This window comes from Lawsonibacter sp. JLR.KK007 (genome assembly GCF_036941135.1).
Classification (GTDB): Bacteria; Bacillota; Clostridia; order Oscillospirales; family Oscillospiraceae; genus Lawsonibacter.
Genome location: NZ_JAYWSY010000002.1, coordinates 875,109 through 891,106 on the forward strand (window position 1 = coordinate 875,109; position 15,998 = coordinate 891,106).

At 63.4% G+C, this 15,998-nt stretch carries 14 protein-coding genes and 1 pseudogene; 6 read left to right on the forward strand and 9 right to left on the reverse strand.

Translation table 11 applies throughout. From position 1 onward, the window contains the following. Nucleotides 1-97: 97 nt before the first annotated feature. Together VV088_RS14205 and VV088_RS14210 are read left to right on the forward strand one after the other, a co-directional pair. Entirely contained in the window at nt 98-481 is a 384-nt protein-coding gene (locus VV088_RS14205; RefSeq protein WP_334601348.1) for a BlaI/MecI/CopY family transcriptional regulator, read from the forward strand. Then, nucleotides 474-2,762, forward strand: a complete 2,289-nt coding sequence (locus VV088_RS14210) for a M56 family metallopeptidase (RefSeq protein WP_334601349.1) — start codon at nt 474-476, stop codon at nt 2,760-2,762. Before VV088_RS14205 ends, VV088_RS14210 begins: the two co-directional genes overlap by 8 nt. 47 nt (nt 2,763-2,809) lie before the next feature. Here VV088_RS14210 and bioA read toward each other — a convergent pair whose 3' ends face one another. The 8 genes from bioA to VV088_RS14250 all read right to left on the reverse strand — a co-directional run bounded on the left by bioA (nt 2,810) and on the right by VV088_RS14250 (nt 10,307). Continuing rightward, nucleotides 2,810-4,009, reverse strand: a complete 1,200-nt coding sequence (bioA, locus tag VV088_RS14215) for an adenosylmethionine--8-amino-7-oxononanoate transaminase (protein WP_334601350.1) — start codon at nt 4,007-4,009, stop codon at nt 2,810-2,812. Nucleotides 4,010-4,021: 12 nt separating this feature from the next. Further along, a complete protein-coding gene (gene bioD / locus VV088_RS14220; RefSeq protein ID WP_334601351.1) occupies nt 4,022-4,705 on the reverse strand; it encodes a dethiobiotin synthase in 684 nt (227 codons plus the stop codon). Further along, the gene (bioB, locus tag VV088_RS14225) at nt 4,702-5,664 is read right to left on the reverse strand and encodes a biotin synthase BioB (RefSeq protein WP_334601352.1); all 963 of its coding nucleotides are present in this window, start codon (nt 5,662-5,664) and stop codon (nt 4,702-4,704) included. The genes bioD and bioB overlap by 4 nt, the downstream gene beginning before the upstream one ends. Beyond that, complete coding sequence (locus VV088_RS14230; RefSeq protein WP_334602073.1) at nt 5,651-6,184, reverse strand: biotin transporter BioY; 534 nt, start codon at nt 6,182-6,184, stop codon at nt 5,651-5,653. The genes bioB and VV088_RS14230 overlap by 14 nt, the downstream gene beginning before the upstream one ends. 185 nt (nt 6,185-6,369) lie before the next feature. After that, the gene (gene glyA, locus VV088_RS14235) at nt 6,370-7,614 is read right to left on the reverse strand and encodes a serine hydroxymethyltransferase (RefSeq protein ID WP_334601353.1); all 1,245 of its coding nucleotides are present in this window, start codon (nt 7,612-7,614) and stop codon (nt 6,370-6,372) included. Between the two features lie 84 nt (nt 7,615-7,698). Next, entirely contained in the window at nt 7,699-8,511 is an 813-nt protein-coding gene (locus tag VV088_RS14240; protein ID WP_334601354.1) for a carbon-nitrogen hydrolase family protein, read from the reverse strand. A gap of 19 nt (nt 8,512-8,530) precedes the next feature. Continuing rightward, the gene (locus VV088_RS14245) at nt 8,531-9,466 is read right to left on the reverse strand and encodes an AEC family transporter (protein ID WP_334601355.1); all 936 of its coding nucleotides are present in this window, start codon (nt 9,464-9,466) and stop codon (nt 8,531-8,533) included. Between the two features lie 64 nt (nt 9,467-9,530). Next, nucleotides 9,531-10,307 (reverse strand): enoyl-CoA hydratase-related protein, encoded by a 777-nt coding sequence (locus tag VV088_RS14250; protein WP_334601356.1) that lies wholly within the window; start codon nt 10,305-10,307, stop codon nt 9,531-9,533. A gap of 465 nt (nt 10,308-10,772) precedes the next feature. Between VV088_RS14250 and VV088_RS14255 the strand changes: the two genes are divergently transcribed. After that, a complete protein-coding gene (locus VV088_RS14255; RefSeq protein WP_334601357.1) occupies nt 10,773-12,302 on the forward strand; it encodes an oligosaccharide flippase family protein in 1,530 nt (509 codons plus the stop codon). Between the two features lie 37 nt (nt 12,303-12,339). Here VV088_RS14255 and VV088_RS14260 read toward each other — a convergent pair whose 3' ends face one another. Then, the gene (locus VV088_RS14260; protein WP_442913161.1) at nt 12,340-13,740 is read right to left on the reverse strand and encodes an MATE family efflux transporter; all 1,401 of its coding nucleotides are present in this window, start codon (nt 13,738-13,740) and stop codon (nt 12,340-12,342) included. Nucleotides 13,741-14,046: 306 nt separating this feature from the next. On the opposite strand from VV088_RS14260, the pseudogene VV088_RS14265 reads away from it, so the two are divergent. The 3 genes and pseudogenes from VV088_RS14265 to VV088_RS14275 form a co-directional block, all read left to right on the forward strand. Next, nucleotides 14,047-14,589: pseudogene (locus VV088_RS14265) on the forward strand (M42 family peptidase); the annotation flags it as partial. A 95-nt stretch (nt 14,590-14,684) separates the two neighbouring features. Further along, nucleotides 14,685-14,945, forward strand: coding sequence for a hypothetical protein (locus VV088_RS14270; protein WP_334602074.1), 261 nt, complete (start codon nt 14,685-14,687; stop codon nt 14,943-14,945). Beyond that, nucleotides 14,939-15,997: a M42 family metallopeptidase gene (locus VV088_RS14275; protein ID WP_334601359.1), complete on the forward strand. Its 1,059-nt coding sequence runs from the start codon at nt 14,939-14,941 to the stop codon at nt 15,995-15,997. Before VV088_RS14270 ends, VV088_RS14275 begins: the two co-directional genes overlap by 7 nt. The last annotated feature ends 1 nt before the right edge of the window (nt 15,998 follow it).

The following is a 15,998-nucleotide window of genomic DNA, read 5'->3' on the forward strand; positions in this document are numbered from 1 at the left end:
CTGAAATCTTGCCCGAAAAAAGGTTGACAAGTGTTTACCTTTCTGGTATACTGATGGCAAAAGAGGTAAGCAGATACTTACCAAAGGAGGGATCGTTTTGAAGACAGAGCTTTCGGATGGAGAGTGGACCCTGATGAAGGTGCTGTGGGAGTCGGCTCCCATGACCATCACCCAGCTCACCGGGGCGATGAAGGACCGCACTGGCTGGAGCAAGCACACCATCATATCCATGCTCTCCCGGCTGGAGGCCAAGGGGGCGGTAAGCTACCAGAGCAATGGCCGGGCCAAGGCCTATTCCCCGGTGCTCCGGCAGGGGGAGGCGGTGAAGCGGGAGATGAACCAATTTCTGGACAAGGTGTTTGACGGCCGGCTGGGCGTTATGCTCAACGCGGTGATGGACAGCCGGCCGCTGACCCAGGAGGACCTGGATGAGCTGTCGGCCATATTGGAAAAGGCGAAGGGGGAGGGCATCCATGACTGAGATTTTGATCACATCATCTGTGCTGATTTTGGCGCTGCTGGCGCTGCGGAAGCTGTTCCGGACCAGCCTGTCCCGGCGGGTGCAGTACGCTCTGTGGGGACTGGTCCTCCTGCGGCTGCTGGTGCCGGTGAGCCTGCCGGCGGTGGATTTTTCCGTCCTCACTGCGGCCAAGCCGGTGGAGCAGAGGGTGGCCCGGGGCATTGCCTCCCGGCCGGTCTACGTTCCGGTGGCCCGTGCCCCGCTGGCCGAGCACCCCACCGCCCCCGACGTGGCCCCGGAACAGGCGGAGATCCCGGAAGGGGGATCTGCATGGCTGATCAAGACGGAGGAGACCGCCGTGCAGTACCGGCGGCTGTCCGCGCAGACGGTGCTGGCCAGCCTCTGGCTGGCGGGGAGCGGCGCGGCGGCGGTGTTTCTGCTGGCCGTCAACGGGCGCTTCTGGCTGCGGCTGCGGCGGACCCGGCAGTCCTGGCCGGTGAGGGGCTGTTCCCTGCCCGTCTATCTGGTGGAGACAGGGCTGTCCTCCCCCTGCCTGTTCGGGCTGTTCCGGCCCGCCGTCTATCTGACCCCCGCCGCCATCTCCTCTCCGGAGCGGATGCGCCACGTTCTGGCTCATGAGCTGACCCACGCCCGCCACCTGGATCACATCTGGACCCTGCTGCGGGGGGCGTGTCTGGCGGTGTACTGGTTCGACCCGCTGGTGTGGATCGCCTCTGCAGCGGCCAAGACCGACTGCGAGCTGGCCTGCGACGAAGGGGCTCTGGCCCGGCTGGAGGAGGGGGAGCGCATCCCCTACGGACAGACGCTGCTGGCCTTGATCCCTGTGCGGAGGACGGCTAACCCCATGCTGGCGGCCACCACCATGGCCGCCGGGAAGAAGCAGCTGAAGGACCGCTTTACCCGCATCGCCAAAAAGCCCCGGCAGTTTGCGGCGGCGGCCGTGACAGCGGCCCTGCTGGCGGGGGTGGTTTCCGCCTGCACCTTCACCGGAGCGGTGACACCCGAGGTGAGCCTTCCGGAGCCCCAGGAGGACGTTGGCCTGCAAGCCCTCACCGGGGAGGAACTGCGCTGGTTTAACGAGGAGTTTTTCAACTGCGCGGACTCGGAAGACGCCTCCACTGGCGGTATGGGCTACACCATCCGCAACCAGTTTGCCAGCCCCTGGTACCCCTATGACGACGTGAAGGACATCGACCTGTTTGAGCTGTTCTACTGCGATGGAACCACGCAGTTCAGTGTGGAGGAGCTCAGGGCGTTCCTGGGCGGCGAGATGGAGGACCTGCCCTGCCCCGCCTACCGGCTGACCGCTGCGGAGCTTGACAGCACCTTGGTCCGGTACACCGGCCTTACCCTGGACCAGACCAACCGGATTGGAATGGAGAATTTCACCTATCTGGCGGAATACGACGCTTATTACTGGATGCACGGCGACACCAACTACTGCGGCGATCTGGCCTTCCTGGCTGGGACGCGGGTGGGCAGCACAGTAAAGCTCTACCAGAGCGACGGCGGCTACTGGACCTGCGTCACCCTGGAGGAGCAGGAGGACGGCAGCTATTGGTTCGTCTCCAACCAGGCGTGTGAGAAGCCGGCCATCCCCACCCCCATACCCGCCGGAGAGCCGGAGGTGGTCATCCCCCTGGACAGCCTGGAGCCCTACCAGGCCCCCGCCGTCACCCTGGAGACGCGCACAGGGGATTTTGAGGATACCTACGAAAACCGTCTGGCCAACTGGAACATTGACGGACGCAACGTGGTGGTCTACCGCGGGGTGGACGGCGTGATTCGGGCCGCCGTCCGGGAGGGGGACACGATGCATGTGTTCTTGACCGGCCTGAGCGAAAACACCAGCGTGTTTTTCTTCTACGACCTGTTTGGCCGCGACGGCTTTACCATCTCTTATGAGGTGGAGACGAATGGGGCCTACCCGGCGCCTGTCACAGACTATTTCTACTTCGATGAAGCCGGCGCTCCCGTTCTTCTGCTCCGCAGCGAGGACGGCGGAATCATGCAGCTGGACCTGGATGGAGACGGGAGCAGCGAGTTGATTTCAGACCGGCAGATGTTCCTTCAGCGGGACGGCAGGCTTTATGAGCTGGATGGGGCGGACTGGTTCAACATCGTGCTGGAGGCTCACGCCCCTCCTGCAAGCATGGAAAGCCACTGGGACCAGTACTCCAAATGCCTCTGGCTTCACGCGGCCGGAGAGGGGTGGGACGCGGCTGGCGCGCTGTACTTTGACGGCGAGCAGGTCCTCTTCTTCCAAGAGGCGGCGGATTAGCAGAAACGCGGGACAGAGCGCAATGCTCCGTCCCGCGTTTTCCGTTGTTACCGCTGAAACCACGCCTTCATGGTGCTCAGGACCTGTACCAGTTCCTCCTCCTGGATGACGTAGGGCACCATGGCGTACATATAATTCAGGAAAGGACGGCTGAACACCCCCCGCTGGCAGGCAAACTGCTGATAGCCCTGTAGCACAGCGGGGTCCAGAACCTCCACACAGACGCAGCCGCCCATGATCCGGACCTCCTTGACCCTGGGGTCTGTGAAGCCCTCCAGCTCCCGGCGGGTAACCGCCTCAATGCGGCGGATCTTGGACATGTAGTCCTCCCGCTCAAACAGTTCAATGGACTTCAGCGCCGCCGAGCAGGCCAGCGCGTTGCCCATGAAGGTGGGGCCGTGCATCAGGGCATGGGCCGGATCGTCGTCGTAAAAGCCTTGGTAGACCTTCTGGCTGGCCACCGTGACCGCATGGCCGATGTAGCCGCCGGTCAAGGCTTTGCCCAGCACCAGGATGTCCGGCAGGACCAGGTCGGCCACGAACCGGTTGCCGGTCCGGCCGAATCCGGTGGCCACCTCGTCAAAGATCAGGAGCACGCCGTACTGGTCGCACAGCTCCCGGGCCCGCTTCAGGAAGGAGACGTCATACATCCGCATCCCGCCGGCCCCCTGGAGCAGCGGCTCCACCAGCAGGCAGTTCAGCCGGTTGTGGTAACGGCCAAAAGCCTCCTCCAGGGCCTGAATCCGGGTGGGGATATGGACGACATGGGGGCTGGGACCGTAGGCGTTGAGGACGAAGTGGTAATCCTCGTCGTCCCCGGCCTCCATGGTCTTGAAGGTGTCCCCGTGGTAGGCGTGCTCCAGGGCCAGGATCATGGTGCGCCGGGTGTCCCCCTGGTTCATGTAATACTGCAGGGCCATTTTCAGCGCGACCTCCACCGCCACGCTCCCCGAGTCGGAGAAGAAGCAGTAGTCCAGATCGCCGGGCAGGAACTGCTCCAGCCGTTGGGAGAGCGCCTGGGCCGGTTCGTGGGTCAGCCCGCCCAGCATTACGTGGGAGAAGCGGCCCACCTGGGCGGTGATGGCCTCGTTCAGCTCGGGGTGCTTGTAGCCGTGGATGACGCTCCACCAGGAGGAGACCGAATCGATCAGCTTTTGCTCTCTGGTGTACAGGTAGACGCCGCTGGCGTCTATGATCTCGTAGGGCGCGCCCATAGTCTTCATCTGCTGGTAGGGATACCAGATCATGCTGTTTTCCTCCTATTCATACAGGGAGCGCAGCCGCTCCGCCGGGATGTTCAGATGGGTATCGCCGTCCCGGACCAGGGCGGCGGCGCGGACGCCGGTAAGGTGCTCGCACAGCTTGACGTTGTCCTCGTGCATCCTGTTTCCCGGCTGGAAGCGGTTAAAGATGATCCCTTTCAGCGGGATGCCCTGCCGGTCCAGGTAGGAGGCGGTCAGCCCTACGGCGTTGATGGCGCCCAGCCCGGCGTCCGCCACCAGCAGACAGCCCAAGCCGCAGGCCCGGATCACGTCGGTCAGCCAAAGCTCCTCTCCGTCAAACCGGAGGGGGCAGAGGATGCCGCCAGAGCCCTCCACCGTGATATAGTCATAGCGGCGGCAGACCGCCTGGTAGCCCTGCAGGACCCGGTCCAGACAGACCGGCCCGCCCTCCAGCTGGGCGGCCAGATGGGGGGAGACGGCGTGTTCGTAGACGTAGGGGCACATCTCCTCCAGGGGCTGGTCCAGGCCCGAGACCTTTTTCACATACAGGGCGTCGCCAGGGATCAGCGTCCCGTCCGGACGGCGCTGGTTGCCGCTCATGGCGGCCTTGTAGTAGGCGGCGGAGGCGCCGTCCCGGCGCAGTGCGTCCACAATCAGGCCGGAGACGAAGGTTTTGCCCACATCGGTCCCCGTCCCGGTGATAAACAGTCCCTTGCTCACAGCCGCACCTCATAGCCCAGCTCCTGGAGCAGGCGCAGGTCGGTCTCCACCGTGATGCCCGCCGTGGTGAGCATGTCCCCCGAGATGGCCGCGTTGGCGCCGGACTGGAAGCAGCCCCGGCCCTTGTCCTCCAGCAACCCCCGGCCGCCCGCCAGGCGAATGGAGGCGTCGGGCAGGAGGAAGCGGTAGACCGCTGTGATCCGCAGGAGCTCGTCACCGCCTAGCGGTTCGTTTTGGGCCAGCGGGGTGCCGGGGATGGGGTTGAGCATGTTTACCGGCACGCTTTTGATCCCAAGCTCCCGCAGGGAGAGGGCCATATCGATCCGGTCTTCCACCGTCTCGCCCAGCCCCATGATGCCGCCAGAGCACACCGTCAGTCCGGCGGCCTGGGCGGCGCGGATGGCCGCCACCTTGTCGTCAAAGGTGTGGGTGGTGCAGACGTTGGGAAAATTCCGGCAAGAGGTTTCCAGATTGTTGTGGGCCCGCTCCGCCCCGGCCTCCTTCAGCCTGCGGTACTGCTCCTCGTCCAGCAGCCCTGCCGAGACGCAAACCGAAATACCCACCTCGCTCCGGATCTGCCGGATGGCCTCGCACAGCGCGTCCACCTCTCCGCTGGACAGGCGTTTGCCGGAGGTGACGATGGAGTAGCGCAGCACCCCCTGATCCCGGTTCACCCTGGCCTGGGCGGTCAGCTCTTCGGCGGAGAGGAGGGGGTACTCTGCCGCGCCGGTGTGGTTGTGGGCGGACTGGGCGCAGAACCGGCAGTTTTCCGAGCATTTTCCGCTTTTGCCGTTGATGATGGTGCACAGATCAAAGCGGGTTCCGCAGAAGTGCCGGCGGATCTGATCGGCGCACCGGCACAGCTCCTCCAGGGGCTGCTCATACAGCTCCAGCGCCTCCTGCCGGGTGATCTCCTGCCCGTCCAGGACCTGCCGGGTCAGTGTCTCAAGTCTGGTCATAGACAGCACGCTCCTTCTCCTTGACCAGCGGGATCAGCCGCTTGCCCAGGATCGCCCCTACGATGCACAGCGCGATGTCCCCGGGGACGGCCAGGATAAAGCAGTACAGGAACAAGGGCCACAGCCCGATGGGGGAGTTCAGATAGAAATTGCTCATGAAGTAGTAGTAGACCATTCCGAAGAGGTAGACAATGGCCAGCCCCGCAAAGTTGGCCGCCAGCAGACTGCCGTAACCGGGCCGCTCAGTCCTCCCGGCGATTACGCCGGTGACATAGGCCCCTGCCGCAAAGCCGATGAGATAGCCAAAGCTGGGCTGAAATATGTAGGCGGGTCCGCCGCCCTGGGCGAAGATGGGCAGTCCGGCCAGCCCGAGGAGCAAGTAAGCGCCTGTGGCGCAGATGGCCAGTCTGCCGCCCAGCAGCAGTCCGGCCATCATGGTGAACAGGTACTGCAGGGTGAATGGGACCACCGGGATGGGGATCTTGATAAATGCCCCCGCGGCGATGAGCGCGACAAACATCGCGCACAGGACCAGTTCCTTGGTTTTTCCAGATTTCACAGTATTACCTCCCAGAATAAAGTTGTTTTGGCTTGTGCTGGCACCGATAGTAGCACAGTACGCCCTATTTGTCAACCTATTTTTTAAACGGTTTACAACTAGAGAAAAAGAAAGGACCTGGAACCGTCCGTTCCAGGTCCTTCCGCTCAGCGGTACAGGGGATAGCGGGCGCACAGCTCTGTGACACCCTGGCGGGTGGCCTCCGCCGTTTCCTCAAAGTGGAAGATGGTGTCGGAGATCCAGCCGGCGATCAGGTCCATCTCGGTGGGACCAAAGCCCCGGGTGGTGACGGCGGGGGTGCCCAGCCGCAGGCCGGAGGTGATGAAGGGGCTGCGGGGCTCGTTGGGGACCGCGTTTTTGTTGGCCGTGATATACACCTCGTCCAGGCGGTTCTGCAGCTCCTTGCCGGTGACGTCCAGCCCCCGCAGGTCCAGCAGCATCAGGTGGTTGTCGGTGCCGCCGGACACCAGCTTCAGATTCCGATTCAGCAGGCCCTGGGCCAGCGCCTGGGCGTTTTCCGCCACCTTGCGGCCGTACTCCTGGAAGGAGGGCTGCAGGGCCTCCCCGAAGCACACCGCCTTGGCGGCGATGACGTGCATCAGCGGGCCGCCCTGGGTGCCCGGGAAGATGGCCTTGTTGAATTTCTTACCCAGCTCCTCGTCCCGGCAGAGGATCACGCCGCCCCGGGGCCCCCGCAGGGTCTTGTGGGTGGTGGTGGTGACCACGTCGGCGTAGGGCACCGGGTTCTGGTGGACCCCGGCGGCCACCAGACCGGCGATGTGGGCCATGTCCACAAAGAGGTAGGCCCCTGCGCTTCTGGCGATTTCGGCAAAGCGGGCGAAGTCAATGGCCCTGGGGTAGGCGGAGGCCCCGGCGATGATCATTTTGGGCTTCTTCTCCTGGGCCAGCTTATCCAGAGCATCGTAGTCGATCAGGCCGTCCTCGTCCACACCGTAGGGGACGATATTATACAGCAGACCGGACTGGTTCACCGGGGAGCCGTGGGTTAGGTGGCCGCCGTTGTCCAGGCTCATGCCCAGCACCGTGTCGCCGGGCTGGCACAGGGCCTGATACACCGCCATGTTGGCCTGGGCTCCGGAGTGGGGCTGCACGTTGGCGTAGCTGGCCCCGAACAGCTGGCACACCCGGCGGATGGCCTCGTTTTCCACCAGGTCCACATCCTCACAGCCGCCGTAGTACCGCTTGCCGGGGTAGCCCTCGGCGTATTTGTTGGTCAGCACCGAGCCCATGGCCGCCATCACCGCCTCGCTGACGATGTTCTCCGAGGCGATCAGCTCAATGTTCCGGTTCTGCCGCTGAAATTCCAGGTCGATCATGTCCCCGATGACGGGGTCCATCTTTTTGACCAGTGCCAGATTGTCTTGAAACATAAAAAATCCTCTCTTCTGTTGGTAATGGTACTGATTGTAACACAGATCGCGGCGCTGTGCAAGGGAATCGGGAAACAAAGGCGGTCAGACCCGGCGGACGGCATACAGGTCGGTCCTTCTGGCGGACAGAAGGGGGAGCTGCCGCCGCACCGCCTCCAGCTGGGACAGGTCCAGCTCCACCACCGCCGCCTCGGACGCCTCCCCGGCCCGGTAGAGCACCTCGCCCCAGGGGGAGACGGCCATGGAGTTGGCGTAGGACACGTAGCCCTCGTAGGAGCGGGCGGGAGCCGCTCCCACGGTGAACAGCTGGTTGTCCACCGCCCGCTGGCGGAACATCAGCTCCCAGTGGGCTGGGCCGGTGGTCATGTTGAAGGCAGCGGGAACGAAGATGCACCGGGCCCCCTCCAGGGCCATGATCCGGGCCAGCTCGGGGAAGCGGAAGTCAAAGCAGATGCACAGCCCCATTTTGCCGAACTCGGTGTCAAAAAGGGTGACCTCATTTCCCGCCGTGAAGGTATCCGACTCCTTGAAATACTGCCCGCCCTCCACATCAATGTCGAACAGGTGGACCTTCCGGTGGACCGCGATCACCCGACCGGACCGGTCGAAGACGAAGGAGGCGTTGTAGAGCCTCCCGTCCTCCAGCAGGGGGATGGAGCCGCCTACCAGATACACGCCGTTTTCCCGGGCGGCCCGGCTGAGACAGGCGGTGGAGGGCCCCTCCCGCGTCTCGGCGTTGGCGGTAAAGGCGGCGTTCTCGTAGGGACAGCAGAACATTTCTCCCAGAATGACCAGATCCGCTCCGCGTCCCGCCGCATCCCGGATGTGCTGGGACGCCCGGTCCAGATTGGTCTGCTTATCGGCGGAGACCGCCATTTGAATGATTCCGACCTTCATAAACATACTCCTTTCCCAATTACAGCAGCAGGGAGACGAGGGGGATGGTGACGATGCACAGCAGGCTGGACAGAAAGACGGTCCGGGCCGCCAGCTGGGTGCAGCCGCCGTACTGCTCACCCAGGAGGGCGGCGGCAGCGGGGGCGGGCATGGCCAGATTGATCAGGGCCGCGCCGGCTATCAGCGGGTCCACGCCGGGGATCAGGCGGATCAGCGCCCAGGCGGCCAGCGGGAAGAGGAGTAGACGGGTCCCGGAGGCGGTGAAGACGTCCCGGTCCCGCAGGATGTCCGCCGCCTTCCCCTGGGACAGGTTCATGCCGGTGATGATCATGGACAGGGGGGTGGTGGCGTCGGACAGGTAGCCCAGCGGGGCCGAGAGGGCCTGGGGCAGCGGCAGCTGGGTGAAGTACAGCAGCAGGCCGATGGCCATGGACAGGTTGATCACGCTGAACACCGCCCGCCCCCAGGAGAGGGGGTGGCCGGAGCGGCTCTGGGGCAGGTCCATGCACACCATCCGCGCCCCCACGCTGTACAGCAGCAGGTTGAAGGGGATGCCCAGGATCACCGTCAGGGTGAGGCCCTCCTCACCGAAGAGGGCCAGCGCCACCGGAAAGCCCATAAAGCCATTGTTGCAGAAGGTGGTGCAGCAGCACCACATCCCCCGCCGCCCCTCCGGCACCTGGAACAGCCGGGCCAGCGCCAGAGACAGCCCGGCGAACAGGGGGTAGATCACCGCGCCAATCAGGAAGATGCACCCGCCCAGCCGCAGAAAGCCCGGATCAAAGGGGCGGATCATGGAGTGGATGATGGTGGCGGGAACGGTGACCTTCATCAGCAGGGTGCTCATGGGCTTGGAGGCTTCGGCGGGGAGCAGTCCGCTCCGCACCACAAAAAACCCCACTCCAATGAGCAGGAACAGTCCAACCAGATTGGAAAACAGGACGGCCAGGTCCATGGGTAATCATCTCTCTATCCAAAATAAACCGCCGGCGGATAGTCCGCCGGCGGCCGGTTTCAGTTCAGCGGTTTTTGAACGCGGTGATTTTTTCCTTGTTGACAAAGGCCCTCATAGCGTCCTTCTGGTCCTCGGTGGCGAAGCACAGGCCAAAGGCTTCGGCCTCGAAGGCGGCGCCGGTGGCCATATCGGTCTGCATCCCCCGGCGGATGGCCGCCTTGGACTGGCGGACCGCCACCTGGGCGTTGGCGGCGATGGCGTTGGCCAGCTCAATGGCCTTGTCCATCAGCTCCTCGGCGGGGTAGACGTGGCTGACCAGACCGATGCGCTGGGCCTCCTCCGCCTTGATGGTTTTGGCGGTGAGGATCAGCTCCATGGCGTTGGACACGCCCACGATCCGGGCCAGACGCTGGGTGCCGCCGAAGCCGGGGGTGATGCCCAGACCCACCTCGGGCTGGCCGAACTTGGCCTTGTCGCTGGCCAGACGGATGTCGCAGGCCATGGACAGCTCGCAGCCGCCCCCCAGGGCGAAGCCGTTGACGGCGGCGATGGTGGGCTTGGTCAGGTTCTCCAGCTTCAGGAAAACCCCGTTGCCGTAAGCGCCGAAGGCCTTGCCCTCCACGGCGGTGAAGCCGGACATCTGGCCGATGTCCGCCCCGGCCACAAAGGACCGGCCCGCCCCGGTGACAACGGCCACCAGGATCTCCGGGTCATTCTCCACCTGATCCAGCACGGCGTTCAGGTCCTCCAGCACCTGCTTGTCCAGGGCGTTCAGCGCCTCGGGCCGGTTCATGGTAACAATGCCCACAGGGCCCTTCTTCTCAAGCGTTACAAAAGACATAGGAAAATTCCTCCTTATTTTTAAGTGGTGTCTCCATTATAGCGGATAGTTCAGGAAAGGGCAAGGAAAGTTTTCACCGATGTTACCTCATATTTATTTTACATGCCAGAATTTCTGCCAAAAGTCAACAAAAGAAATTTTATCATGTATAATAAAAGAATGGAGATGGTTAAAAAGTGAAAAAAGAAGACTATATAAAGCTATTTATCTGCAATGTACAAAGACGTAGGATGCAAGGAGGTATATCCCTTGCCGAATTGGGAAGCCGCAGTCATGTCCCACTGTGGATGTTGGAAGAACTGGAGCAGGGAACGCTTCCCAAAGAAATAATGGTAACGGATGCTCTGCGTCTGGCAATGGTATTTCACTGTCCGGTCCATGAGTTGTTTCGATAGGGGAACACAGCAAAAGCTTCTGTCCTAACCCTGCCCCCTCCCGAATAGAGTGTCAGGAGGGGGGATCGTCTTGTCTGAAAAAATGCTGTCCGCCGGAAAGGGCGCGCTGTTTCTCACGGCGCTGAGCGCCGTCTCCCAGCTGCTGGGCTTTGGCTACCGGGTGGTGCTCTCCCGGCTGGTGGGGGCGGAGGTGATGGGGCTGTACCAGCTGATCATGCCGGTGAACTCAGTGCTGATGGCCCTCACCGCGGTGGGGCTGACCTCGGCGGTATCCAACCTGACCTCCCAGCACCTGGCCCTGGGCAGCCGCAAAGCGGCGGACCAGACCATCGCCACCTGCTTAAGGCTGTTTTTTCTGCTGCTCCTCCCGGTGGGAGCGGTGGTGATCCTGGGGTCGGACGCCATTTCCGTCTACCTCCTGGGGGACGCCCGCACCCAGCTGGGGCTGATCCTGCTGGTCCCCTGCGTGGCCCTCACCGGGGTGGAGAACTGCCACAAGCACTACTTCTACGGCTCCGGCATCGTGCGGCCCCCGGCCATCGTGGAGCTGCTGGAGCAGTTTGTCCGAACCTTTGCGGTGATTTCCCTGCTGCTCCTCTTCCTGCCCCAGTACCCGGAGCGGGTGGTGGGTCTGATTGTGGCGGGGATGATCCTTTGCGAGGTCTTTTCCTCCTGCACGTTGGTGGTGCTGTACCGTCGGCGGCGGGGACCCCTCACCGGCCGGGGGGAGGAGGGAAACATCCGGCGGCGGCGGGTGCTGTCCATCGCCCTCCCGGTGGGGCTGAACGCCCTGCTGGGCAATCTGCTCAACGCGGCCAACTCCGCCCTTATCCCCCAAAAGCTGGTGGAGGGGGGCGCGGACCGGTCCGCCGCCGTGTCCCAGTTCGGGGTGGTGTGCGGGATGACCATGCCCATGCTCTCCCTGCCCATCGTGTTTCTGGGGGCGCTGAACCTGGTGCTGGTGCCCCGGCTGTCCCGGGCCTGCGCCCTGAACCGCCCCGGGGAGTGCCGGAGGCTGGTGTCCCAGGCTATCTCGGCGGTGTCCCTGCTGACCCTGCCCTCTATGGCCTTTATGGTGGTGGTGGGCCCCGACCTGGGGCGGGCCATGTTTCACCAGGACGGGGTGGGGGAGTACCTCGTCCCGCTGGCCTGCGTTATGGCCATGAGCTGCGGCTGCTCGGTGCTGTGCGCCTCGCTGAACGGCATAGGCCGTCAGCGGGCGGTGGCGGCGATTTCCCTGCTGGGGGGAGCGGTCCAGCTGGGCTTTACCCTGGCGTTAGTACCCCTGTCCGGAGTGGGGATGGCGGGCTATGTGGCCGGAGCGGTGGTGTCCACCGCGCTGGAGCTGGCGCTGTGCCTGTGGCAGATCGTCCGGGCCACCGGGCTGCGGCTGGAGCCTTTCCGGTGGATGGCCGCCCCCGGTCTGGCCGCGCTGCTGTCGGGGCTGACGGGCAACCTGCTGTTTCGGCTCCTGAAGGACAGCGGCGGCGCTCCCGTCCCGGCGGGGGTGGGGACGCTGGTCTTCTCCCTGGTTCTCTACCTGGCCGCCCTGCAGGCCCAGGGGGTCAAGGCGTGGGACGTCCTGCGGCTGGACTGGTAAAGCAAACAGCCCCGTCCAGGCGGACGGGGCTGTCAGGTCAGGAATTCTGCTTCATGGGGGCGATCTCCTTTTTGTAGACGTGGCAGAGGAACAGGGCGCTGGAGGCAACCGCGAACAGGTCGGCAAAGGGAAAGGCCCACCACACGGCGTCCAGACTTCCGGTCTGGGCCAGAAGAAACGCTGCGGGCAGCAGAACCACCAGCTGGCGGATGGCAGAGACAGCCAGAGACAGCACCCCATGCCCCAGCGCCTGGAATACCGAGCTGCTGACGATGCAGAACCCGGCGAACAGAAAACTGATGGAGATAATGCGCAGGGCGGGCACGCCAATAGCCAGCAGGGCGGCTGGATCCTCCCCCTCAGCGGTGAACAGGCCGAGGAATACCTGGGGGAACAGCTGGAACAGGGCAAAGCCCGCCACCATAATACCCATGGCGTAGGCGATGGCCAGCTTGGCGGTTTTTACAATCCGGTCGGGCTTGCGGGCGCCGTAGTTGTAGGCCACGATGGGTACCATGCCGTTGTTCAGTCCGAATACCGGCATAAAGATAAAGGACTGGAGCTTGAAATAGATGCCGAAGACCGCCGTGGCGGTGGAGGTGAAGGCGATCAGGATCTGGTTCATGCCGAACACCATCACCGAACCGATGGACTGCATGATGATGGAGGGCAGTCCCACGCTGTAGATGTTGCCGATGATCTCCCGGCTGGGCCGCAGGCCCTTGAAGGACATCTGGATCTCCGGGTTGTGGGTCAGGGCCAGGTACAGGCCCACCAGTCCTCCGGCGATCTGACCGGCCACGGTGGCCACGGCGGCGCCCGCCACCTCCAGCCGGGGGAAGCCGAACAGGCCGAAGATCAGGATGGGGTCCAGGATCAGGTTGATGACCGAGCCGACCCCCTGAATGACCATGGCGTACACCGTCCGGCCAGTGGCCTGGACCAGCCGCTCGCAGGTGACGGACAGGAAGATACCGATACAGGCCCCGGTTACGATGGTCAGGTAGTCGGCGCCGTAGCGGACGATGCCAGGGATGTCGGTCTGGATGATGTAGTAGGTCCGGGCAAAGGTCAGGCCCAGGACGGTGAACACCAGTCCGCTGACGATTTCCAGCAGAGTGCCGTTCATGGCGGTGCGGTTGGCCCGCTCCTGATCCTTCTGGCCCAGACTGCGGGAGAGCAGGGCGTTGATGCCCACGCCGGTGCCCACCGCCACGGCGATCATCAGGTTCTGCACCGGGAAGGCCAGCGAGACCGCATTCAGCGCGTCCTCGCTCAGCTTGGACACAAAATAACTGTCTACCACATTGTAGCACGCCTGGATCAGCATGGAAATGATCATGGGAACTGCCATATTCAAGAGCAGCTTGTTCTCGGGCATAATGCCCATTTTATTTTCACTTGCGGGCTGTGACACCAGAAATTCCTCCTTTTTCATCCTTCTTCTCAGCAGAGGATTATTATAGGGGAAAGAAAAATTTATGTCAATGGCAGTTTCGACTGAATTTGTATTTTTTGAAAGAACTTGCGTCTTTTCAAACTTTGTATTAGGATAGAGATATCTTGGAACGCTATTCTTTAAGAATGGAGGCATTCTGCTTTGAACTATGAAGAGACGCTGAGCCGCTTGTGCGCCCTGTCCGCACCCAGCGGCTTTGAGGGTCCGGCGGTCCAGGCGGCGGCGGAACTGCTCCGTCCCCTGGCAGACGAGGTGTACACCACCCGGCTGGGCAGCGTGGTGGGGGTGCGCCGGTGCGGCCGGGAGAACGCCCAAAAGCTGCTGCTGGACGCCCACCTGGACGAGATCGGCCTGATTGTCACCGGCCACGAGGAGGGCTTTCTCCGCTTCGCCCCTCTGGGCGGGGTGGACCCCCGGATGCTCCCCGACCGGGAGGTGGTCCTGCTCACCGACCCGCCCATCCACGGGGTGGTGGCCTGCCTGCCCCCTCACGTCCAAACGGCGGACGATATGAACAACTCCCTGCCCATCAAGGACCTCTATATCGACGTGGGACTGTCCCAGGAGGAAGCGGAGACCCGCATCCCTGCCGGCACTCCCGTCACCTACCGGGGGGGCTGCGCCCCGCTGGGGGAGGAGCTGCTGTGCGGCAAGGCGCTGGATGACCGGTGCGGCTTCGCCGTCCTGCTGGACGTACTGGAGCGGTTAAAGGACACGCCGCTTGACGTGGACCTGTACGTCCTGGGTTCCACCCAGGAGGAGACCCACAGTACCGGGGCCATTACCGCCGCCTATGAGCTTGCTCCCAACCTGTGCGTGGCGGTGGACGTCACCCATGGGGACAGCCCCGACGCCTCCAAACACGAGACCTTTAAGCTGGGCGGGGGCCGGTTGTCGGGGTTGGCCCCAACTGTGCCCGGTCCCTGTCGTGGCGGCTTAAGGAGCTGGCAGAGCTGGCAGAGGAAGAGATCCCCTTCCAGATTGAAGTCATGTCCGGCTCCAGCGGCACCAACGCCTGGCCCATCCAGGTCAGCCGGGAAGGGGTAGCCACCGCCGTGCTGTCTATCCCGGAGCGGTATATGCACACCCCAGTGGAGGTGGTCCACCGCAAGGATTTAGAGGATACCGCCAAGCTGCTGGCCGCCTTTGTGGAGAGTTTGGGAGAGGGGGAAGAGACATGCTGAACACCTTAAAGGAGCTGTGCCTGCTCAACGGCGTATCCGGAGAGGAGGACGAAGTGCGCTGGTATCTCGCCAACCAGGCGAGAAAGGCCGCCCCCTCTGTCCACGTCCGCACCGACGCCATTGGAAACCTGATCGTCTTTAAAAAGGGCAAAAAGTCCACCGGGAACAGGCTGATGCTGGCCGCCCACATGGACGAGGTGGGGATCATCGTCACCCGCATCACCGACGAGGGCTTCCTCAAGTTTGACTTTGTGGGCGGGGTGGACCGCCGGGTGGCCATCGGCAAGCCGGTGGTCATTGGACACAACAAGGTTCCCGGAGTCATCGGCCTGAAGGCCATCCACCTGACCACCAAGGAGGAGCGGAAAAAGGTCCCCAAAACCGAATCGCTCTATATCGATATCGGGGCCAAGGACAAACCGTCCGCCGAACGGCTGGTGCAGCTGGGGGACTACGGCGCGTTTGTCTGTGAGCCGGAGGAGTTCGGGGACGGCCTGTTCAAAGCCAAGGCCATTGACGACCGGGTGGGCTGCGCCGTCATGCTCAAGCTGCTGGAGGAGGACCTGCCCCTGGATGTGACCTTCGCCTTCACCGCCCAGGAGGAGGTGGGCACTCGGGGGGCCTTCGGGGCGGCCTTCTCGGTCACCCCGGAGATCGCCCTGGTGCTGGAGACCACTACCGCCGCCGGCCTGCCCGGGGTGGAGAGCCACCGCCGGGTGTGCGCCCCCGGCAAGGGGCCGGTGATCTCCTATATGGACGGCTCCGCCATCTATGACCGGGAACTTTTTGAGACCCTGCGCCGTCTATCTGAGGAGAACGGCATCCCCTGGCAGACCAAGGAGTATATCGCCGGGGGCAACGACGCCCGCACCATCCAGCGCGCCAAGGCCGGGGTGAGGGTGGCGGCAATGTCCGCCGCCACCCGCTATCTCCACGCCCCCGCCAGCGTGGGCAGCGTGGCCGACTTTGAACACATGCTCCAGCTCACCCGGCTGTTCCTGGCCGAGATGGCCCAGCGGCTGGAGGAGGGAATAAAGATAGAAAGAGAGTGAT

Bases quoted from the DNA above. Each gene is read 5' to 3' on its own strand.
- VV088_RS14210 (WP_334601349.1), top strand. From the start codon at position 474: ATGACTGAGATTTTGATCACATCATCTGTGCTGATTTTGGCGCTGCTG.
- bioA (WP_334601350.1), bottom strand. From the start codon at position 4,009: ATGATCTGGTATCCCTACCAGCAGATGAAGACTATGGGCGCGCCCTAC.
- bioB (WP_334601352.1), bottom strand. From the start codon at position 5,664: ATGACCAGACTTGAGACACTGACCCGGCAGGTCCTGGACGGGCAGGAG.
- VV088_RS14230 (WP_334602073.1), bottom strand. From the start codon at position 6,184: ATGTTTGTCGCGCTCATCGCCGCGGGGGCATTTATCAAGATCCCCATC.
- glyA (WP_334601353.1), bottom strand. From the start codon at position 7,614: ATGTTTCAAGACAATCTGGCACTGGTCAAAAAGATGGACCCCGTCATC.
- VV088_RS14240 (WP_334601354.1), bottom strand. From the start codon at position 8,511: ATGAAGGTCGGAATCATTCAAATGGCGGTCTCCGCCGATAAGCAGACC.
- VV088_RS14245 (WP_334601355.1), bottom strand. From the start codon at position 9,466: ATGGACCTGGCCGTCCTGTTTTCCAATCTGGTTGGACTGTTCCTGCTC.
- VV088_RS14250 (WP_334601356.1), bottom strand. From the start codon at position 10,307: ATGTCTTTTGTAACGCTTGAGAAGAAGGGCCCTGTGGGCATTGTTACC.
- VV088_RS14260 (WP_442913161.1), bottom strand. From the start codon at position 13,740: ATGAAAAAGGAGGAATTTCTGGTGTCACAGCCCGCAAGTGAAAATAAA.
- VV088_RS14275 (WP_334601359.1), top strand. From the start codon at position 14,939: ATGCTGAACACCTTAAAGGAGCTGTGCCTGCTCAACGGCGTATCCGGA.